At 63.7% G+C, this 18,780-nt stretch carries 17 protein-coding genes and 1 pseudogene; 7 read left to right on the top strand and 11 right to left on the bottom strand.

The features are described from left to right. Nucleotide 1 precedes the first annotated feature (1 nt). Nucleotides 2-313 (top strand): hypothetical protein, encoded by a 312-nt coding sequence (locus KI241_RS23750; protein ID WP_042732831.1) that lies wholly within the window; start codon nucleotides 2-4, stop codon nucleotides 311-313. 111 nt (nucleotides 314-424) lie between these two features. Next, nucleotides 425-1,186, top strand: a complete 762-nt coding sequence (locus KI241_RS23745; protein ID WP_042732832.1) for a YdcF family protein — start codon at nucleotides 425-427, stop codon at nucleotides 1,184-1,186. A 144-nt stretch (nucleotides 1,187-1,330) separates the two neighbouring features. Here the strand turns inward: KI241_RS23745 and lnt are convergent, their stop codons facing one another. The 5 genes from lnt to miaB form a co-directional block, all read right to left on the bottom strand. Further along, nucleotides 1,331-2,854, bottom strand: a complete 1,524-nt coding sequence (gene lnt / locus KI241_RS23740) for an apolipoprotein N-acyltransferase (RefSeq protein WP_212803060.1) — start codon at nucleotides 2,852-2,854, stop codon at nucleotides 1,331-1,333. A 27-nt stretch (nucleotides 2,855-2,881) separates the two neighbouring features. Next, the gene (locus KI241_RS23735) at nucleotides 2,882-3,721 is read right to left on the bottom strand and encodes an HlyC/CorC family transporter (RefSeq protein ID WP_025215634.1); all 840 of its coding nucleotides are present in this window, start codon (nucleotides 3,719-3,721) and stop codon (nucleotides 2,882-2,884) included. A gap of 40 nt (nucleotides 3,722-3,761) precedes the next feature. Then, a complete protein-coding gene (gene ybeY, locus KI241_RS23730) occupies nucleotides 3,762-4,220 on the bottom strand; it encodes an rRNA maturation RNase YbeY (RefSeq protein WP_042732441.1) in 459 nt (152 codons plus the stop codon). Further along, nucleotides 4,213-5,223 carry a PhoH family protein gene (locus KI241_RS23725; RefSeq protein ID WP_212803059.1) on the bottom strand — a complete coding sequence of 337 codons (1,011 nt, stop codon included), beginning with the start codon at nucleotides 5,221-5,223 and terminating at the stop codon, nucleotides 4,213-4,215. Before KI241_RS23725 ends, ybeY begins: the two co-directional genes overlap by 8 nt. 229 nt (nucleotides 5,224-5,452) lie before the next feature. Further along, nucleotides 5,453-6,781 carry a tRNA (N6-isopentenyl adenosine(37)-C2)-methylthiotransferase MiaB gene (gene miaB, locus KI241_RS23720; RefSeq protein ID WP_042732439.1) on the bottom strand — a complete coding sequence of 443 codons (1,329 nt, stop codon included), beginning with the start codon at nucleotides 6,779-6,781 and terminating at the stop codon, nucleotides 5,453-5,455. A gap of 132 nt (nucleotides 6,782-6,913) precedes the next feature. Here miaB and KI241_RS23715 point away from each other — a divergent pair, with 132 nt between their 5' ends. Beyond that, nucleotides 6,914-7,243, top strand: coding sequence for a DUF1820 family protein (locus KI241_RS23715; RefSeq protein ID WP_047736335.1), 330 nt, complete (start codon nucleotides 6,914-6,916; stop codon nucleotides 7,241-7,243). 174 nt (nucleotides 7,244-7,417) lie between these two features. Here the strand turns inward: KI241_RS23715 and KI241_RS23710 are convergent, their stop codons facing one another. The 4 genes from KI241_RS23710 to KI241_RS23695 form a co-directional block, all read right to left on the bottom strand. Continuing rightward, a complete protein-coding gene (locus tag KI241_RS23710; protein WP_042732295.1) occupies nucleotides 7,418-7,972 on the bottom strand; it encodes a tetratricopeptide repeat protein in 555 nt (184 codons plus the stop codon). A gap of 217 nt (nucleotides 7,973-8,189) precedes the next feature. Further along, nucleotides 8,190-9,473 (bottom strand): glutamate-1-semialdehyde 2,1-aminomutase, encoded by a 1,284-nt coding sequence (gene hemL / locus KI241_RS23705; RefSeq protein ID WP_042732296.1) that lies wholly within the window; start codon nucleotides 9,471-9,473, stop codon nucleotides 8,190-8,192. 29 nt (nucleotides 9,474-9,502) lie between these two features. Then, complete coding sequence (gene thiE / locus KI241_RS23700) at nucleotides 9,503-10,129, bottom strand: thiamine phosphate synthase (RefSeq protein WP_042732297.1); 627 nt, start codon at nucleotides 10,127-10,129, stop codon at nucleotides 9,503-9,505. Nucleotides 10,130-10,146: 17 nt separating this feature from the next. Then, nucleotides 10,147-10,944: a hydroxymethylpyrimidine/phosphomethylpyrimidine kinase gene (locus KI241_RS23695; protein WP_047736333.1), complete on the bottom strand. Its 798-nt coding sequence runs from the start codon at nucleotides 10,942-10,944 to the stop codon at nucleotides 10,147-10,149. A 280-nt stretch (nucleotides 10,945-11,224) separates the two neighbouring features. On the opposite strand from KI241_RS23695, the pseudogene KI241_RS23690 reads away from it, so the two are divergent. The 4 genes and pseudogenes from KI241_RS23690 (at nucleotide 11,225) to KI241_RS23675 (ending at nucleotide 17,705) form a co-directional block, all read left to right on the top strand. Beyond that, a pseudogene (locus tag KI241_RS23690) lies at nucleotides 11,225-13,608 on the top strand (7TM diverse intracellular signaling domain-containing protein). Between the two features lie 74 nt (nucleotides 13,609-13,682). After that, nucleotides 13,683-15,332: an acyl-CoA dehydrogenase family protein gene (locus KI241_RS23685; protein ID WP_212803057.1), complete on the top strand. Its 1,650-nt coding sequence runs from the start codon at nucleotides 13,683-13,685 to the stop codon at nucleotides 15,330-15,332. Nucleotides 15,333-15,499: 167 nt separating this feature from the next. Next, on the top strand, nucleotides 15,500-16,999 hold the full coding sequence (gene amn / locus KI241_RS23680; protein ID WP_161796129.1) for an AMP nucleosidase: 1,500 nt from the start codon (nucleotides 15,500-15,502) through the stop codon (nucleotides 16,997-16,999). Nucleotides 17,000-17,069: 70 nt separating this feature from the next. After that, nucleotides 17,070-17,705 carry a pseudouridine synthase gene (locus KI241_RS23675; protein ID WP_042732666.1) on the top strand — a complete coding sequence of 212 codons (636 nt, stop codon included), beginning with the start codon at nucleotides 17,070-17,072 and terminating at the stop codon, nucleotides 17,703-17,705. Here KI241_RS23675 and KI241_RS23670 read toward each other — a convergent pair. Then, nucleotides 17,700-17,909 carry a DUF2788 domain-containing protein gene (locus tag KI241_RS23670; RefSeq protein ID WP_042732667.1) on the bottom strand — a complete coding sequence of 70 codons (210 nt, stop codon included), beginning with the start codon at nucleotides 17,907-17,909 and terminating at the stop codon, nucleotides 17,700-17,702. The genes KI241_RS23675 and KI241_RS23670 overlap by 6 nt on opposite strands. A gap of 150 nt (nucleotides 17,910-18,059) precedes the next feature. Continuing rightward, nucleotides 18,060-18,539, bottom strand: a complete 480-nt coding sequence (locus KI241_RS23665) for an Lrp/AsnC family transcriptional regulator (RefSeq protein WP_025215622.1) — start codon at nucleotides 18,537-18,539, stop codon at nucleotides 18,060-18,062. Nucleotides 18,540-18,780: the final 241 nt, after the last annotated feature.

The raw sequence follows: 18,780 nt of genomic DNA, 5'->3' as shown, positions 1-18,780 counted from the left end.
GATGGTTGAATCACAGCGAAAAGTAACGACACCTGAGTTGTACGAAAAACTGATCGATCGTCTCGGGGTGGCCCTGGACGCTGCAAGAACCGCCGGTCGTTTGCGCGACGAGCGTCCGACAGAGCTGGAACTGCGCGGCCTCAGCCCCGCAGAGTTCGAACTGGTCAAGGCTTACCTCGAACAGGTCGGACACCCGACCCGCCCGAGCGCAGCCCAGGTACCCCAGCGTCACGAGGCGCCCCGTTCGGCCAAGGTGGTATGGCTCAAGGACCGGACGCCGGACAAGGAAGCCGTCAGGCTCCGGTCAATGTAGTTGAACTAGAACCGGACCCACCCAGGTCGCTCTTTTGATTCAAGGTCCTTTCGAATCTGTTGTCGCTTTGCGTCAACCCACTTAGGCTTCGGGCATCTATGGAGATGCCCGATGCCGTTTCGCTATTTCATCAAACAACTTCTCTTGCCGCCGGGCATTCTCTTGCTGCTGCTGGCGCTTGCCTGGTGGTGGCGCAACTCCCGGCCGCGCCTGGCTCGCCTGTGCTTTATCGTGGGCCTGGGCGGCTTTTGGCTGATGAGCCTGCCCGTGGTGGTGCAGTGGAGCGCCAAGGCCCTGGAGCAGGAGCCGCCGCTGGCGCGCAGTGAATGGGCGAGCCTGGCCCAGCGCGCCGACGCCATCGTCGTGCTCGGCTCCGGCCGTGAGCGCGGCGACCTGGCCTGGGGCGCCGACCAGCCCACCGGTGTGGGGCTTGAGCGTCAGCGTTATGCCGCCCGACTGGCCAAGGCATCGGGGCTGCCGGTGCTGACGACCGGCGGCCTGCACTACGGTACTCCACCCAGCGAGGCGAAGCTCATGGCCGATTCGCTGCTGGATGATTTCGGGGTCACCGTACGCTGGCAGGAAGGGCGCAGCCGCACCACCTGGGAAAATGCCCGGATGAGCGCCGAGATCCTCCTGCCCGAGGGTGTCCGCCGCGTCGTGGTGGTGACCCAGTCCTGGCACATGCCGCGGGCGGTCATGAGTTTCGAACGCTCGGGTTTTGAAGTGGTGCCCGCGCCGGTGGGGTTCCTGGGGGCGGACAACGCCCGGCCGTTGGGCGGCTGGATGCCGGAGTTCAAGTCGATCTGGCAGTCCGGGCAGTTGATGAATGAGGCGGTGGGGTTGGTGGGGTACTGGTTGTTCTATCGCTGAATCGTCAAGGTGAACGCTTATTGTGGCGAGGGGGCTTGCTCCCGCTGGGGCGCGAAGCGGCCCCTAAAAACAGGGGCCTGCTGCCGCAGTCCAGCGGAAGCAAGCTCCCTCGCCACGGGGTTTTTCATTCAGATGGGGAACGGGTTATACCGTCCTGGCCATCCGGCCCGTCATCAGGGCCCAGCCCAGCAGTAGCACGCACAGGCCGATCAACGGCCACGAGCGCCATTGCAGGTAGGGCGTCAGGTCGTGCATTGGCACCACTTCGCCATACAGGATGCCGCGCTCGAACTGCGGGATCTGCGCGGTGATCTGGCCGAAGGGGTTGATCAGGCCGGTGACGCCGTTGTTGGTGGCGCGGATCATCCAGCGTCCGGCTTCGAGGGCGCGCATCTGGGCCATTTGCAGGTGCTGCAACGGGCCGATCGAGGTGCCGAACCAGGTGTCGTTGCTGATGGTCAGCAGCAGGTCGCTGCGCGCCGAGAGGCCGGCGGCGAACTCCGGGTAGACCACTTCATAGCAGATGAACGGCGCGATCTGGTAACCCTTGGCCTGCAGCAACGGCTGGTCGGCCGGGCCCCGGGCGAAGTCCGACATGGGCAGGTCGAAGAACGCGATCAGACCGCGCAGGAGGTCCTGCAGGGGCACGTATTCGCCGAACGGCACGAGTTTTTGCTTGAGGTAGGTGCCGTCGCCTTCGCCGGTCACGGTGATGCCGTTGAAGTAGCGCTTTTCGTGGCGCACCAGTTGGCGAATCGGCACGCCGGTGATCAGCGCCGAATGCCGCTCGGCGGCGAAGCTGCCCATCATGTCCAGGTAGCCCTGGGCCGACTCCTTGAGCACCGGGACCGCCGTCTCCGGCCAGACCAGCAGGTCAACGCGCTTGGAGGTAAAGCTCATGTCGCGGTACAGCGCCAATTGGGCGTTGAGCTGTTCCGGGTCCCACTTCAGGCTTTGTTCGATGTTGCCCTGGATCGCCGCGACGCTCAGCGGGTCGCCCGAAGGGCTGGTCCATGCATGCCCCTTGAGCGCCATGCCGGCCACCCACGGACCGACCAGCAACACCACGCCGGCGGCGATGAAGCCCTTGCGCCCGGTGCCGATCAACCGGCGCGCGTTGTACAGCAGCGCCGCCGTCAGTGCCAGGGTGAAGGAGATCAGCCACATCCCACCCACTGGCGCGAGGCCGGCCAGGGGACCATCGAGCTGGCTGTAGCCGGAATAGAGCCACGGGAACCCGGTGAGGAACCAGCCACGGAAGGCTTCCTGGCCCAACCACAGCGCGGCGAACGCCAGGGCATCGGCCAGCGGCGCTTCGTTGCGCCGCAGCCAGCGCGCCCACAGCCAGGCAGGCAGGGCAAAGAACCAGGCAATGGCGGCGATGAACAGCAGCATCAGCAACCCGGCCAGCAGCACCGAGGCACCACCGAAGTTGTGGATGCTGACGTAGATCCAGCTGGTGCCGGCGCCGAACAGACCAAAACCGAAGCACCAGCCTCGGCCGAGGGCCTGGCGTGGCGACAGCTCGCGCAAGCCGGCATAGAACAGCCCGACCGCCAGCAGTGCCAGCGGCCAGATGTCGAACGGTGCCAGGGCCAGGGTGGTGATCGCGCCGGCCGCCACGGCCAGCAGGTTACCGGGCCAGCCGGGGCGGTTTATCCAGCGCATGTGTGTCCTTAGCGGGTCTCGCAGGGTTTATCGGGCAATGGGCGACAGGCGCAGCAGGTGAATCCGACGGCTGTCGGCGTTCAGGATGCGGAAGCGCCAGGAGCCGATTTCCGTGGTTTCGTTGCGCTTGGGCAGGTGCCCGAAAGCGCTCATCACCAGGCCGCCGACCGTGTCGAACTCATCGTCGGAGAATTGGCTGTCGAAGAATTCGTTGAAGTTCTCGATCGGCGTCAGGGCCTTGATCAGGAAGTCGCCGCTGGGCAGGGGCTTGATGTAACTGTCTTCCTCGACATCGTGCTCGTCCTCGATGTCGCCGACGATCTGCTCGAGCACGTCCTCGATGGTGACCAGCCCGGCCACGCCGCCGTATTCGTCGATGACGATGGCCATGTGGTTGTGGTTGGCGCGGAATTCACGCAGCAGCACGTTCAGGCGCTTGGACTCGGGCACGAAGGTGGCCGGGCGCAGCAGGTCCTTGATGTTGAAGCTGTCGCCGTTTTCCTGAAGGATCAGCGGCAGCAGGTCCTTGGCCAGCAGCACACCCATGACGTCGTCATGGCTTTCGCCGACGACCGGGTAGCGCGAGTGAGCGGAGTCGACCACGGCGGGCAGGAACTCGCGGGGTGTCTGGGTCGCCTTGATGCTGACCATCTGCGAGCGCGGGACCATGATGTCGCGTACTTGCAGGTCAGCGACCTGGATGGCGCCTTCGACGATGGCCAGCGCTTCGCTGTCCAGCAGTTTGTTCTGGTGTGCATCGCGCAGCAGCTCCAGCAGCTCCTGGCGGTTTTTCGGCTCATGGGCAAAAGCCTGGGTGAGCTTGCCCAGCCAAGACTTCTGCCCGTTGCTCGATCGATCTTCGCTCATAGCGATTACTCTGAATCCTTTGTCGTTACAGGTTGATGTATCAGTGTTCGTCGCCGGCATAAGGGTCGGGATGACCCAGCTCTGCAAGCAACGTTCGTTCCAGTGCTTCCATTTCCTCGGCTTCGTCATCTTCTATATGGTCGTAACCGAGCAGATGCAAGCAGCCGTGAATCACCAGATGGGCCCAGTGGGCCTCGCCAGTCTTGCCTTGTTCGCGCGCTTCGCGCTCCACCACCGGGACGCAGATCACCAGGTCGCCCAGCAGCGGGATGTCGAGCAGTTCGTCGGGCACGTCGGCGGGAAATGACAACACGTTGGTGGCGTAGTCTTTCTGCCGCCAGGTGTGGTTCAGTTCGCGGCCTTCGGGCTCATCCACCAGGCGGATCGTCAGCTCCGAATCGGCGCTGCGCTGGCGCAAGGCCAGTTCACACCATTGGCGGAACTGGGTTTCGCTGGGGGCCGGGCATTCGCTGGCCAGTTGCAGGTCGAGTTCAAGCATTGTGGCGGCTGCCCTTGCCTTCGACCGTGTCTTCGTCGGTGCGGCTCTCGAAGCGCTCGTAGGCTTCGACGATACGCTGCACCAGCGGATGACGGACCACGTCCTTGGGCAAAAAGTGCGTGAAGCTGATACCTGGCACGTCCTTGAGCACCTGGATGACATGGTTCAGCCCGGACTTGGTGCCGCGAGGCAGGTCGACCTGGGTGATGTCGCCGGTGATGACCGCGGTGGAGCCGAAGCCGATCCGGGTCAGGAACATTTTCATCTGCTCGACCGTGGTGTTCTGGCTTTCGTCGAGGATGATGAAGCTGTTGTTCAGGGTGCGACCACGCATGTAGGCCAGCGGGGCGACCTCGATGACCTGGCGCTCGATCAGCTTGGCGACGTATTCGAAGCCCAGCATTTCATACAGCGCGTCGTAGAGCGGGCGCAGGTAGGGATCGATCTTCTGGGTCAGGTCGCCGGGCAGGAAGCCGAGTTTTTCCCCGGCTTCGACCGCCGGGCGCACCAGCAGGATGCGCCGTACCTGTTCGCGCTCCAGCGCGTCGACGGCGCAGGCCACGGCCAGGTAGGTCTTGCCGGTACCGGCCGGGCCGATGCCGAAATTGATGTCGTTACCCAGGATTTCCTTCACGTAGCGCTGCTGGTTCAGGCCGCGCGGGCGAATCATGCCTTTTTTCGTGCGCAGGGCGACGGCCGGTTCCGAAGGCGCGGGGTTGTCCAGCTCTTCGACCGCCGACTCCTGGAGGAACAGGTGCACGGTGTCTGGCGACAACTCGCTCCCCTTGGTTTCCCGGTAGAGGCGGCGCAGCAGGTTTTCCGCGGAGGTGGTGTGCTTGGGTTCGCCGATCAGCTCGAATTGGTTTCCGCGGTTGCGGATCTCGATGGCCAGGCGCTGTTCGATCAAGCGCAGGTGCTCGTCGAATTGCCCGCACAGATTGGCGAAGCGGCGAGCCTCAAATGGCTCGAGAATGAAACGATGAGGTTCGATGGGTGCGTTCAAGGTCGTTTTTAGCCGCCCAGGGGCAATTGAGATGAAACCAAGGATAGCGCCAGTAGGCTGGGTGCGAAAGCTCTTAAACAGGGCAATTCCATTCCTGCGACCGACGTGAACCTGTGGGGAGCAATCTGTGGGAGCGGGCTTGCTCGCGAAGGCGGTGGTTCAGGCCACTCAGTGTTGAGCGCGAAACCGCTTTCGCGAGCAAGCCCGCTCCCACAAGGCAATGATGTAGTTATTGGACCAGCGAGCCGCGCAGGGAGTGCGGTTGCGCGGCGTCGATGTGCACGTCGGCGAACTGGCCGATCAGGGCTGGGGTGTCGCAACGGAAGTTGACGATGCGGTTGTTTTCCGTGCGTCCCTGCAATTCGCCGGGGTCTTTCTTCGAGTAATCGGTCACCAGGATCCGCTGGATGGAGCCGACCATTTGTCGGCTGATCTCGAAACCTTGCTGGTTCAGGCGGTGTTGCAGGGCGTTGAGCCGTTCTTTTTTCAACTCTTCGGGGGTGTCGTCCGCCAGGTCGGCCGCCGGCGTGCCGGGGCGCTGGCTGTAGACGAAGGAATAGGAGAAGTCGAAGCCGACGTCTTCGATCAGCTTCATGGTCTGTTGGAAGTCCTTCTCGGTTTCGCCAGGGAAGCCGACGATGAAGTCCGAGCTGATGCAGATGCCCGGCACGGCGGCCCGCAACTTGCGCAGCTTGGATTTGTACTCCAGGGCCGTGTGGTTGCGTTTCATGGCAGCGAGGATCCGGTCGGAACCCGATTGCACCGGCAGGTGCAGGTGTTTGACCAGTTCCGGGACCTCGGCGTGGGCCTGGATCAGGCTGTCCGAGAACTCCAGCGGGTGCGAGGTGGTGTAGCGGATGCGGTCGATGCCGTCCACCGCGGCCACGACGCGGATCAGCTCGGCGAGATCCGCCAGGCGGCCATCGTGGGTCAGGCCGCGATAGCCGTTGACGTTCTGGCCCAGCAGCGTCACTTCGCGCACGCCGTTTTCCGCCAGGTGGATGATCTCGGCGATCACGTCGTCGAACGGCCGGCTGACCTCTTCGCCGCGGGTGTAGGGCACGACGCAGAAGGTGCAGTATTTGCTGCAACCTTCCATCACCGAGACATAGGCGCTCGGGCCGTCGATGCGTGGTTCGGGCAGGTGGTCGAACTTTTCGATCTCCGGGAACGAAACGTCCACCTGGGGCAGCCTGGTCACACGCGCGGCGTCGATCATCTCGGGCAGGCGGTGCAAGGTCTGCGGGCCGAAGACCACGTCCACGTACGGCGCGCGGTCGCGGATGGCGGCGCCTTCCTGGCTGGCCACGCAGCCGCCCACGGCGATGACCATGTCCGGGTTGGCCAGCTTCAGCTCGCGCCAGCGGCCGAGCTGGGAGTACACCCGGTCCTGGGCACGTTCGCGGATCGAGCAGGTGTTGAGCAGGATCACGTCCGCGTCTTCGGCGCGGGCAGTGACTTCCAGGGCCTGGTGGTCGCCCAGCAGATCGACCATGCGCGAGCTGTCGTACTCGTTCATCTGGCAACCGTGGGTTTCGATGTAAAGCTTCTTGGCCATGGACGGGTCATCACGTGATTCAAAGAACCGCGCATTATAGGGAACAAGTCAGCGGGTTCCTACCGCTGCCGGAGCAGTGGCTATGCTATAGTTTGCGCCCTCATTTTTACCCGCCGATGTGTTTCGCCAGCCATGACCAAACGTGAAGCTCCAATCTACAAGGTGATTTTCCTCAACCAGGGCCAGGTGTTCGAAATGTACGCCAAGCAGATCTACCAGAGCGATCTGTGGGGCTTCCTGGAAGTGGAAGAGTTCGTCTTTGGGGAGCGCACGCAAGTGGTCGTCGACCCGAGCGAGGAAAAGCTCAAGGCTCAGTTCGAGGGCGTGGTACGCAGTTTCGTGCCCATGCACTCGATCGTGCGCATCGACGAAGTCGAACGCCTGGGCACGCCGAAAATCAGCGAAGCCCGCGCTGGGGTGGGCAATGTGATGCCGTTTCCGATGCCGATGCCTGAGAAGTAACGGCTAGACAGTTGCACACAGTCCCTGTGGCGAGGGGATTTATCCCCGCTGGGGCGCGAAGCGGCCCTAAAACCTGACAGCTCGGTATTAGAGGTTGACTGAGTTGACTGCTTTTGGGGCTGCTGCGCAGCCCAGCGGGGATAAATCCCCTCGCCACAAGGGGCCATGGTGGTTTCAGGGCAGCGGCGAAAAAGGCGTACGCCCATCGGCGTTCTGCAGTTCCATCAGGTACTTGCGAAAGATCTGCCCGAGCACCTGGGTGGCCACTTCCAACTCGTCGCGGGGCATTTGCTCGGCGACTTCGTCGGCGGTGTCCAGGGCGTCTTCGGCGCCGTTGACCGCCGCCATCTTCAGGACGATGTAGGCCTGGACATTGTTGGCGGGTACGCCTTCACCATGAAAGAACATGCCGCCCAGCTTGAATTGCGCCTGGGCATGGCCTTGTAGCGAGGCTTTTTCGAAATAGTCGAGGGCTTGCTTGAGGTCGCGCGGCGCAGCCTTGCCTTCGTAGTAGAACTCGCCCAACTCGTACTGTGCCTGCGCATCGCCTGCATCCGCCGCTTTTTGACAGGCGTCGAGGGCCGGTGCGAGATCTTGTGGCTGGGTGTTGAGCGTGCAACGGCCCAGCGCCGGGATCAACAACGAGTTGCCGCCTGCCTGTGCATTCGCCAGCAGGGGCTGAAGGAGCAACAGGCAGCCCAAGGCAAGGGTGCGGCCGGTGCGGTTCATGGGAATCGACTTACCTCTGAGGGGCGCGCGGACCCTCCGGGGGATCCAATAAGCGCGCATTATGAAATAAGCGGGGCCATCCTTACAAAGTCTTTACTCGTTTTTCTGCTGCGAGGGAATGCCAACGGCTGCTTCGCGGCGAAATCCGTAGGAAAAGGATAGGAGGTTGTCGGCAATCACTGACGCCGGCATCAGCCAGCGTCAGTTATCCACAGGCTTATTTCAAGGCTGCGAACGCTCGCTCGGCTGCGTCGAGGGTGATTTTCAGCTCCGCCTCGCCATGGGCGATGGAGGTGAAGCCGGCTTCGAACGCGCTCGGCGCCAGGTATACGCCGCCTTCGAGCATCAGGTGGAAGAAACGCTTGAAGCGATCGGCGTCGCTGGCCATGACGTCTTCGAAGGTGACGATGTCATCGGCACCGCTGAAGTACAGGCCGAACATGCCGCCGGCCTGGGTGGTGACGAACGGGATGCCGGCCGCGTCGGCGCGAACCTGCAAGCCGTCGAGCAGGCGCGTGGTGTAGTCGGTCAGCTCGGCATGGAAGCCCGGGCGACTGATCAGGCGCAAGGTGGTCAGGCCAGCGGCCATGGCCAGTGGGTTGCCCGACAGCGTACCGGCCTGGTAGACCGGGCCCAGTGGGGCGATGCATTCCATGATGGCGCGCTTGCCGCCGAAGCAGCCCACCGGCATGCCGCCGCCGATGATCTTGCCGAAGGTGCTCAGGTCCGGCGTCACGCCATAGTGGGCCTGGGCGCCGCCGAGGGCCACGCGAAAACCGGTCATCACTTCGTCGAAGATCAGCACCACGCCATGCTGGTCGCAGAGGCGACGCAGGCCTTCGAGGAAGCCCGGTGCCGGTGGTACGCAGTTCATGTTGCCGGCCACCGGCTCGACGATGATGCAGGCCACTTCCTGGCCGACGTCGGCGAGCATCTTCTCGACTTCTTCGAGGTCGTTGAACGGCAGGGTCAGGGTGTGCTTGGCAAACGCCGCTGGCACGCCGGCCGAGCTCGGGACGCCTTGGGTCAGGGCTCCGGAACCGGCCTTGACCAGCAAGCTGTCGGAGTGGCCGTGGTAGCACCCTTCGAATTTGATGATGCTGTCGCGACCGGTGAACCCGCGTGCCAGGCGGATCGCGCTCATGGTCGCCTCGGTGCCGGAACTGACCATGCGCACCATCTCCATCGACGGCACGATCGAGCAGACCAAGTCGGCCATTTCGGTTTCCATCGCGGTGGGGGCGCCATAGGACAGGCCGTGGACCAGTTGCTGGCGCACGGCGTCGAGCACCTCCGGATGGCTGTGGCCGAGGATCATCGGACCCCACGAACCGACGTAGTCGACATAGCGCTTGTCGTCTTCGTCGGTCACATACGCGCCTTCGGCGTGCTTGAAGAACAGCGGGGTGCCGCCGACGCTCTTGAACGCCCGGACGGGAGAGTTCACGCCACCGGGAATGTGTTTCTGGGCATTGGCAAACAGGGTTTCGGAACGGGACATGGTTGGGCTCTCGAAATCGAAAAAAAAGATTATTGGGGCTGCAGCAGGGCGTTGAAGGCGCGGGCGCGGCGCGTCACTTCTGCGCTGCTGTCGGCGCCGAACAGGCCATGGACCACGGCCAGCAGGTCGACACCGTGGGCCACCAGCGGGGCGGCGTTGTCCAGGGTGATGCCGCCGATGGCGCAGACCGGAACGTGCAGCCTGGCATGGGCTTGTGCGAGTAACTCAAGCGGTGCGCCGGGGGCGCCGGGCTTGGTGGTGGAGCTGAAGAAGCGCCCGAATGCCACATAGCTGGCGCCTTCGGCGGCGGCCTGCTCGGCCAGCTCCAGGCTGGCGTGGCAGGTGGAGCCGATGATCGCCTTGCTTCCCAGCAGCGCCCGCACCGGGGCCAGCGGGCCGTCGGTCTGCCCCAGGTGCACGCCGACGCCCAGGCGCGCGGCCAGTTCGGCGTCGTCGTTGATGATCAACTGGGTGTTGTAGCGCTCGCACAGGTTGCGCAGGGCTTCGGCTTCGCGCAGGCGACGGGCCTCGTCGCTGCTCTTGTCGCGGTATTGCAGCAGGGCGACGCCACCTTCCAGCGCGGCCTCGACATACGCGAGGAATTTGCCGGCCAGCAGTTGGCCGTCGGTGATGGCGTAAAGGCCACGTAATTTCATTCCACAGGCCTCCGGAGCTAGGAGCAGAAATCCAGCGGCAGGCGACGCGGCACGAACTGGCCTTGGCCCAGCCGTTCGGCATCGCGCAGGGTGCGCCAGGTGTAATCCAGTGCGGTCTTGACGGCGCTGGCGAGCTGTTCGCCCTGGGCCAGGCGGCCGGCCAGGGCGCTGGCGAGGGTGCAGCCGGAACCGTGATAGCTGCCGGGCAGGCGCTGGCAGGTAAAGGTTTCGCGGTGGCCATCGCGGCTGTACAGGCGATTATGGACTTCATGTTCATCGCCGTGGCCACCGGTGATCAACAGGTGCTTGACGAAAGGCAGCAGTTTTTCGGCGCATTCATCGGCGCTGCCCTCGGGCAGTTCGGCGAGGATGCGTGCTTCCGGCAGGTTGGGCGTGGCGATGATCGCCAAGGGCAAGAGGCGTTCGCGCATGGCGTAGCCGACCTCGTCCTTGCCCAGCCGCCCGCCACCGCCGGCGCGCAGCACCGGGTCGCAAACCATGGGCAGGTGCGGGTGCGCCTGGAGCAGTTCGACCACGGTGTCGACCATTTCCAGTGAACCAAGCATGCCCAACTTGACCGCCGCCACCGTCGAATCGTTGAGCACGGCATTGGCTTGCGCCAACACCCAGGCCCGATCGAGCACGCGGAAATCACTGACGTTGACCGTGTCTTGCACGGTCAACGCGGTCACCGCCGGAGCGGCATGACAGCCCTGGGCGAGCAGGGCTTCGATATCTGCCTGCAAGCCGGCGCCACCACTGGGGTCGTGGCCGGAGAGACAGAGGACAACGGGGCGAGAGCTGTAGATATTCATGGTGCGCGAGCTTACCACCAAACCCTTCGATCGGCGCGCACCTGTGACGAGGCCCCGAGGCTTATCCGGTAATCTGACCGAAGCAACAGCTCTATCTCAATGCTTTCCCCTGGAACGCCCGTTCTAGAGCCTTCTGTGGGAAAAATTTCAATGGTGCAAATTGGCCATCAGCGGCTATGCTAGTGATGGATCCAACTCATAACAGGTAATGCCGGTTTTACGTCTACTCAGGGAATGGGGGACTTCCTGACTCAACCGGACAGGCCATGCTGGGGCTTAAATGCGCTATTTGTTGATGTTGTTACTGTGCTTGTCCCCTTGGCAAGTGCCCTCGAATTCGATGAGTTCACCCAAAACCTGCCCCTGGGCCAAGCCCTGCAAGTGTTCGAGGACGCGAGCGGCAATGCCAGCCTCGATGACGTCCTGGCCCAGGCCGCGGCCGGCGGCTTCAAGCCCCATGACAAAGCTACGCTGAACGCCGGTTATTCGCGTTCGGCGTTCTGGTTGAAAGTCGACCTGCAGTACCGCCCCGCGAACCCGGACGCCCAGCGCACCTGGCTGCTGGAGTTGGCGTATCCGCCGCTGGACCATCTCGACCTGTACCTGCCCGATGCTGCCGGGGTGTATCAGTTGGTGCGCCGCACCGGCGACGCGCTGCCTTTCGCGAGTCGTGAAATCCGCCAGAACAACTACCTGTTCAGCATCGATTTCAAGCCCGAACAGCAGCGCACCGTCTACCTGCGCCTGCAAAGCCAGGGGTCGATCCAGGCACCGCTGACGTTGTGGTCGAGCACTGCCTACCTGGAGCAGCAGCCGGTGCGCCTGTACGTGCTGGGGATCATTTATGGCGTGCTGTTGGGGATGCTGGTCTACAACCTGTTCATCTACTTGAGCGTGCGGGACACCAGCTACCTCTATTACATCGTTTACATCGCTTCGTTCGGTCTCTACCAGTTGTCGGTCAACGGCGCGGCCGTGGAGTATTTCTGGCCGGACGACCCCTGGTGGGCCAACGCTGCGACGCCCTTCTTCATCGGCTGCGCAGGCCTGTTTGGCAGCCAGTTCGCCCGCAGCTTCCTGCAAACCGCCCAACATAGCCGCTGGCTCGATCGGCTGCTGTTGGCCCTGATCGCCTACAGCGCCGTGGTGGTCGGCCTGTCGTTGATGACCAGCTATGCCCTGGCGTTGCGCCTGGCAACGGCACTGGCGCTGGTCTTCACCGTGGTGATCTTCGCCGCCGGGCTGTTTGCCTGGTGGCGTGGCTTGCGGGTGGCGCGGTATTTCATCATTGCCTGGTCGGCGTTTCTGCTGGGCGGCGTCGTCAATACGCTGATGGTGCTCGGCTACCTGCCAAACGTGTTCCTGACCATGTACGCCAGCCAGATCGGTTCGGCCATCGAAGTGGCGCTGCTGTCCCTGGCCCTGGCCGACCGTATCAATGCCATGCGCGAGCAGCAGGCTCAGATCCTGCTCGACGCCGGGCAAAAACTGGAAGTGCTCAACCAGCAACTGGCCCAGGGCAACAAGCTCAAGGATGAATTCCTCGCGACCCTGACCCATGAACTGCGCACGCCAATGAATGGGGTGATCGGTTCGTTGGAGTTGATGGAAACCGTCGAGATGGACGAGGAGATGACCCAGTATCAGCAGACCGCCGCCGGTTCGGCGCGGGACATGATGCGCATGGTCAACGGCATCCTCACGCTCACCGAGCTGCAGGCTGGCAAGCTCAAGGCCTGTCCGGTTCCGTTCAGCCTGCGTGAGGTAATCGCGGCATTGGAGGTGCAGTTCGGGGCCAATGCGGCGGCCAAGGGCCTGGATTTCAAGGTGGACGTGGCCCCGAGCCTGCCGGATCGGCTGCTGGGTGACCGTTGCAAGCTGGCCCAGTGCCTGGAGTGTCTTCTGGACAACGCCATCAAGTTCACCCGGGTCGGTGGCCTGGCGTTGCGCGTCAGCGGCCGGTCGACGCAGCTCGATGGGCTGGTGTTGTCATTCGCGGTGATCGACACCGGTATCGGCTTTACCGACCTGGGTGAAGCGACCCTGTACCAGCGGTTCTTCCAACTGGACGGCTCGATGACCCGCGAATACGGCGGCCTCGGCGTGGGCCTGGCCATCTGCCGGCAACTGGTGGAGTTGCTCGGCGGGCGCCTGACCCACACCTCGGAGCCGGGTCGCGGCAGTCGTTTCCAGCTGGACGTCGAGTTTGATGTCGCCTTGCCCGCGCCTGATCCGTCATCGCTCGCGTTCGGCGAACGCCAGGACGCGCGCTTGCCCCAGGACTGCACGGTGCTGCTGGCGGACGACAACAGCATCGATCAGTTGGTGATGCGCGGCATGCTGCTCAAGCTGGGTTACCGAGTGCGAACGGCCGACAGCGGCCGCGCGGCGCTGGAACTGTTGCAGGGCGAGAGTTTTGATGCCGTGTTGCTTGATTGCCAGTCGCCACCTTTCGACGGCGTGTCGGTCTGCTGCCAGATTCGCACGCTGCCCGGTTGCGAGGAGTTGCCGGTACTGGTGGTCAGCCCGACCCCGGGGCATGAGCGCTGCCCGTCGGGCGCCCTGGTGGATTACCTGGGCAAACCGGTGAAATTCGAGGCGTTGCAGGCCATGCTCCAGCGGCGGGTGCTGTGTCCGAAGCAGGGTGAACGCGCCGACATTTAGGCGCATATGACACTTTGTTCGGCCGGGAGGCGGTGCTTAACTGAACCTCTGCTGGCTGACCAAGGAGCCCTGTCATGAACCTGCACCAGTTCGCCGAAACCCACGACGTCACCAACCAGCCACCGTCCCTGGATGGTGCCAACCTGTATCGCATCGACCTGCCGCTGCAGCAGTGGGCCCTGCGTTTTGGGGCGGGCTGGGCGCGGGCGCGGATCGATGCGTACGGGGCGCTGGCCGGCGGGCCGCTGATGGAGGCAGGGTTCCTGGCCAACCAGAATAAACCGGTCTTTGCCAGCCATGACCGCTACGGCCACCGGATCGACCTGGTGGAGTTTCATCCGGCCTATCACCAGTTAATGCGCACCGCCGTCGAGCATGGCCTGCCCAGTTTGCCTTGGGCCCATCCGCAGCCTGGCGCCCACGTGGCCCGTGCGGCGATGACCTATTTGCACAGCCAGGCCGAGGCCGGTACCGGCTGCCCCCTGACCATGACGTTCGCCAGTGTCCCGGCGCTGCGCTTGCAGCCTGACCTGGCCGAGCGCTGGCTGCCGAAGGTGCTCGCCACCGAGTACGACCCGCGCAACGTCGGCATGGCCCACAAGGCTGGGGTCACCCTCGGCATGGCAATGACCGAGAAACAGGGCGGCACCGACGTTCGGGCCAACACCACCAAGGCTTTCCCGGTGGGCCCCAGCGGCCCCGGCCAGGCCTATGAGCTGGTGGGTCACAAGTGGTTCTGTTCGGCGCCGATGTGCGACGCCTTCCTGACCCTGGCCCAGACCGACAAGGGCCTGACCTGCTTTTTGCTGCCACGCCATCGCCCGGATGACACCCGTAACCAGTTCTACATCCAGCGCCTGAAGAACAAACTGGGCAACTGTTCCAATGCTTCCAGCGAAGTGGAGTTCCGCGGGGCGTTGGCCTGGATGATCGGCGAGGAAGGGCGCGGTGTGCCGACGATCATCGAGATGGTCGCCATGACCCGTTTCGATTGCATGGTTGGCTCCAGCGCCCTGATGCGCCAGGCGCTGACCCAGGCCAGCCATCACTGCGCGCATCGCAAGGTCGGTGGCAAGCTGTTGAGCGAGCAGCCACTGATGCAGAACGTACTGGCCGACCTGGCGCTGGAAAGCGAGGCCGCGCTGGCCTTGAGCCTGCGCATGGGCCGGGCGCTGGACCACTTGAGCGACGACCACGAGGCCCGGTTCGCCCGGCTGGTGACGGCCGTGGGCAAGTACTGGATCTGCAGGCGCGCTCCGGCGATGATCAACGAGGCCGCCGAGTGCATGGGCGGCGCCGGTTACGTCGAGGACAGCATCCTGCCGCGCCTGTACCGGGAGGCGCCGGTCAACTCGACGTGGGAAGGTTCCGGCAATGTGCAGTGCCTCGACGTGCTGCGAGCGTTGTCGAAGGAGCCAGGCGTGTTGGAGGTGCTGTTCAACGAACTGGGTGACGGACACGGCGATCGGCGCCTGGCGGACCATATCGGTCGGTTGCAGGCGGCGTTCAAGGACACCGACGACATTCAGTACCGCGCCCGGCAATTGACCGAAGACATCGCCGTTGGCCTGCAAGCCAGGCTGTTGCTCGAAGCGGGCAACAGCGACGTCAGCGATGCCTTCATCGCCAGCCGCCTGGGTGCCGCGGGCCGTGCCTACGGCACCTTGCCTCGGGGCTTGAATGTCGAAGCGATCGTGACGCGCTCCACCCCGCATGGCTTTTAGACACAACGCTTAACCCTGTGGGAGCGGGCTTGCTCGCGAAGACGGTGTGTCAGACAACATCGATACTGAATGTGCCGACGCTTTCGCGAGCAAGCCCGCTCCCACAGAGGGCGCAGTGATGCTCGGTCATTACGCCACTGTTCCCGTCGGGCGGCGATGCAGGCAAGATGAGGGCCTGCAAGTCAGAACACAGGAAGCTGATCGTGACCGAAGCGTTTATTGTCGTTCAAACCGCCGAACAAGCCGTGGATCGTCTGGCGGCCCTGCACGAGCGTGCGACCACCGCGCTGAACCAGGCGCTCATGCGTTATCTCAAGGACCGTATCGAGCCGGATGCCGAGCAACGTGCGCTGTTTCGCTACCCCGCCCTGCGCCTGACCTACCACTGCCACGGTGAAGTTCCGCAAACCACTCGCGCCTACGCCAAGGTCCAGCTGCCGGGCACCTACTGCGTGACCGTCACCCATCCGGCCGCGTTCCGTAAATACCTGCTGGAGCAACTGGTCCCGCTGATGCACGACTTCACCGTCACTGTCGAAGTGGGCGTCAGCGAGCAGAACATTCCCTATCCCTACGTGGTGGAACAGGGCGATGAGCTGGCCGGTTCCGGCGTGACCGCCGCGGTGCTGGCGCGGGTGTTCCCCAGCACCGACCTGTCGGCCGCCACCGATGGCATCGCCGACGGCCTCTACGACTGGGAAAACACCGATCCGCTGCCCCTGGCGCTGTTCGACGCCGCCCGGGTGGACTTTTCCCTGCGTCGGCTGGTGCATTACACCGGCAGCGACTGGCGCCATGTACAGCCCTGGATCCTGCTGACCAACTATCACCGCTATGTCGACCAGTTCATCGTCCATGGCCTTGAGCAACTGCGCAGCGACCCGCGCTTCGTGCGCATGGTGTTGCCGGGCAACGTGATCATCGACAAGCACATGGACCACAGCGAAGCCTCGGCCATCGCCGCCGGGGTGGTCTGGCACCGCTACCAGATGCCCGCCTATCACCTGCAGGCCAGCGATGGCCACGGCGTCACGCTGGTGAACATCGGCGTCGGCCCGTCCAATGCCAAGAACATCACCGACCACCTGGCGGTGCTGCGCCCGCATTGCTGGCTGATGATCGGCCACTGTGGCGGGTTGCGGCAGTCCCAGACCATCGGCGACTACGTGCTGGCCCACGCCTACATGCGCCGTGATGGCATCCTCGACCGAGTGGTGCCGCCGAACATCCCGATCCCGGCCCTGGCGGAGGTGCAACTGGCGCTCCAGCAGGCCGCGGCGAACATCACCGGGGAAAAGGGCGACGAGCTGAAGAAGCGCTTGCGCACCGGCACCGTGCTGACCTACGACGACCGCAACTGGGAACTGCGCTGGGCCCAGGAACGGCCCTTGATCAACCTGTCTCGCGCCGTGGCGGTGGACATGGAAAGCGGCACCATCGCCGCCCAGGGCTATCGTCTGCGGGTGCCGTACGGCACATTGTTGTGCGTTTCGGACAAGCCGCTGCACAGTGAGATCAAGCTGCCGGGGTCGGCCAACGCGTTCTACGAGCGAGCGGTCAACCAGCACTTGAAGATTGGTATCGCGGCGCTGGACCTGCTGCGCACCGAACTCAATTCGCTGCATTCGCGCAAGCTGCGCAGCTTCGACGAGCCGCCGTTCCGCTGATTCGACGGTGGTCATTTGACGGTCGGGCCACTAGCATGGGTGGCCCCGACCGTTAGATGTTGTATTCGCCATGCCCCGTCCGCCCCGTCCCGCTTCCCGTCGCCCTGGCGCGAAGCCTCAAGCCAATGCCCCGCGTCGTGTCGCCAAGGCACCGCCGGCCGAGCCGAAGCTGATCCTGTTCAACAAACCCTTCGACGTGCTGACGCAATTCAGCGACGGTGAAGGGCGGGCGACGCTCAAGGACTTTATCGACGTGCCTGGCATCTACCCGGCCGGGCGGCTGGATCGCGACAGCGAAGGGTTGCTGTTGTTGACCAACGATGGGCAACTGCAGGCGCGCATCGCCGACCCCCGGCATAAGCTGGCCAAGACCTATTGGGTGCAAGTAGAGGGTGAGCCGAGCGCCGAGCAATTGCAGCGTTTGCGCGAGGGGGTGGAGCTGAACGACGGCATGACCTTGCCGGCCGAGGCTCGTCAGTTGGATGAGCCGGCGTTGTGGCCGCGCAACCCGCCGGTGCGTTTTCGCCTCAGCGTGCCCACGAGCTGGCTGGAGCTGGTGATCCGTGAAGGGCGCAATCGCCAGGTGCGCCGCATGACGGCGGCGGTCGGCTTGCCGACCCTGCGGCTGGTGCGGGTCAGGATCGGTGACTGGACCCTCGAAGGGCTCGATCAGGGCCAGTGGAAGGAAGTGCCGGCGCGCTTATAACGCCCCGGTTTCGATCAGGCCGATCACCACGCTCTTGATGACGAACGCCGCGACGCCCAGACCCAGCACGAAAAACAGGATGAACGAGCCGAAACGCCCGGCCTTGGATTTTTTCGCCAGGTCCCAGACGATGAAACCCATGAAAATGATCAGGATGCTGACCAGGCCGGTCATCATCCACTCTTCGAAAACAGCAGGATCCATCAGGACACTCCGGCGTAAGCGGGCTTGAAAAGTCGCGGCGAGTATAAGGCATGAGGCGCGGGCGCGGGATTGGCCTGCGGCGGTGTGTCGCAGCTATCCATCGGCTGACGCGTTGTGGCGAGGGAGCAAGCTCCCCCGCCACAAAAGCGGTCAGCTGCGCAGGTGAGTCAACGGCAGCTCGGTGCTGTTGAGTACCTGGTTCAGCACGAAGCTTGACCGCACGCTGGTGACGCCATCGATCCGGGTCAGGTGCCCCAGCAGCAGTTTCTGGTAGTGGTCCATGTCCGGCACCACCACCTTGAGCTGGTAGTCCGCGTCCATGCCGGTCACTAGGCTGCATTCCAGCACCTGGGGCAGGTTGCGGATCGCCGCTTCGAAGTTTTCGAAACGTTCGGGGGTGTGGCGATCCATGCCGATCAGCACATAGGCCGTCAGGCTCAGACCGAGCATCTTGCGGTCGAGCAGGGCGACCTGGCGGGTGATGTAGCCGTCGTCTTCCAATTGCTTGACCCGCCGCGAGCAGGGCGAGGGCGACAGGCCGATGCGCTCGGCCAGTTCCTGATTGGAGATGCGTGCATCGCGCTGCAATTCCGCCAGAATACTCAGGTCGTATCGGTCGAGTTTGCTCATCGGTCGGGCCTTTATCTGGATAATTGCGGAATATTATCTATCCAGGGCTAAAAATTGCGCAAGCCATGTTTATTTGAGCAATATTCGCAATCATCTGTCGGCGCCCCAGGCCTATCCTTATCACCAAGATCACTGCTCGGACAAACAGTCCAGTGCAGCCCGCCCAATCCGGCCGGCTGCGGTCGCAGCACCCACCGGTGACTGGCAGACCCCCGAGCTGCACACTGTCCAGAAGACGGCG

The organism is Pseudomonas sp. Cab53 (genome assembly GCF_018325965.1).
Classification (GTDB): domain Bacteria; phylum Pseudomonadota; class Gammaproteobacteria; order Pseudomonadales; family Pseudomonadaceae; genus Aquipseudomonas; species Aquipseudomonas chlororaphis_E.
The sequence above is the reverse complement of the archived record's forward strand: the minus strand, read 5'-3'. Positions and strand labels throughout refer to the sequence as shown.

What these genes read in the sequence shown, in the direction of transcription:
- KI241_RS23675 (WP_042732666.1), top strand. Translation starts at nt 17,070, where the DNA reads ATGCCCCGTCCGCCCCGTCCCGCTTCCCGTCGCCCTGGCGCGAAGCCT.
- KI241_RS23735 (WP_025215634.1), bottom strand. Translation starts at nt 3,721, where the DNA reads ATGAGCGAAGATCGATCGAGCAACGGGCAGAAGTCTTGGCTGGGCAAG.
- KI241_RS23745 (WP_042732832.1), top strand. Translation starts at nt 425, where the DNA reads ATGCCGTTTCGCTATTTCATCAAACAACTTCTCTTGCCGCCGGGCATT.
- thiE (WP_042732297.1), bottom strand. Translation starts at nt 10,129, where the DNA reads ATGAAATTACGTGGCCTTTACGCCATCACCGACGGCCAACTGCTGGCC.
- hemL (WP_042732296.1), bottom strand. Translation starts at nt 9,473, where the DNA reads ATGTCCCGTTCCGAAACCCTGTTTGCCAATGCCCAGAAACACATTCCC.
- KI241_RS23685 (WP_212803057.1), top strand. Translation starts at nt 13,683, where the DNA reads ATGAACCTGCACCAGTTCGCCGAAACCCACGACGTCACCAACCAGCCA.
- KI241_RS23695 (WP_047736333.1), bottom strand. Translation starts at nt 10,944, where the DNA reads ATGAATATCTACAGCTCTCGCCCCGTTGTCCTCTGTCTCTCCGGCCAC.
- KI241_RS23670 (WP_042732667.1), bottom strand. Translation starts at nt 17,909, where the DNA reads ATGGATCCTGCTGTTTTCGAAGAGTGGATGATGACCGGCCTGGTCAGC.
- KI241_RS23710 (WP_042732295.1), bottom strand. Translation starts at nt 7,972, where the DNA reads ATGAACCGCACCGGCCGCACCCTTGCCTTGGGCTGCCTGTTGCTCCTT.
- lnt (WP_212803060.1), bottom strand. Translation starts at nt 2,854, where the DNA reads ATGCGCTGGATAAACCGCCCCGGCTGGCCCGGTAACCTGCTGGCCGTG.
- miaB (WP_042732439.1), bottom strand. Translation starts at nt 6,781, where the DNA reads ATGGCCAAGAAGCTTTACATCGAAACCCACGGTTGCCAGATGAACGAG.
- ybeY (WP_042732441.1), bottom strand. Translation starts at nt 4,220, where the DNA reads ATGCTTGAACTCGACCTGCAACTGGCCAGCGAATGCCCGGCCCCCAGC.
- KI241_RS23715 (WP_047736335.1), top strand. Translation starts at nt 6,914, where the DNA reads ATGACCAAACGTGAAGCTCCAATCTACAAGGTGATTTTCCTCAACCAG.
- amn (WP_161796129.1), top strand. Translation starts at nt 15,500, where the DNA reads ATGAGGGCCTGCAAGTCAGAACACAGGAAGCTGATCGTGACCGAAGCG.
- KI241_RS23750 (WP_042732831.1), top strand. Translation starts at nt 2, where the DNA reads ATGGTTGAATCACAGCGAAAAGTAACGACACCTGAGTTGTACGAAAAA.
- KI241_RS23665 (WP_025215622.1), bottom strand. Translation starts at nt 18,539, where the DNA reads ATGAGCAAACTCGACCGATACGACCTGAGTATTCTGGCGGAATTGCAG.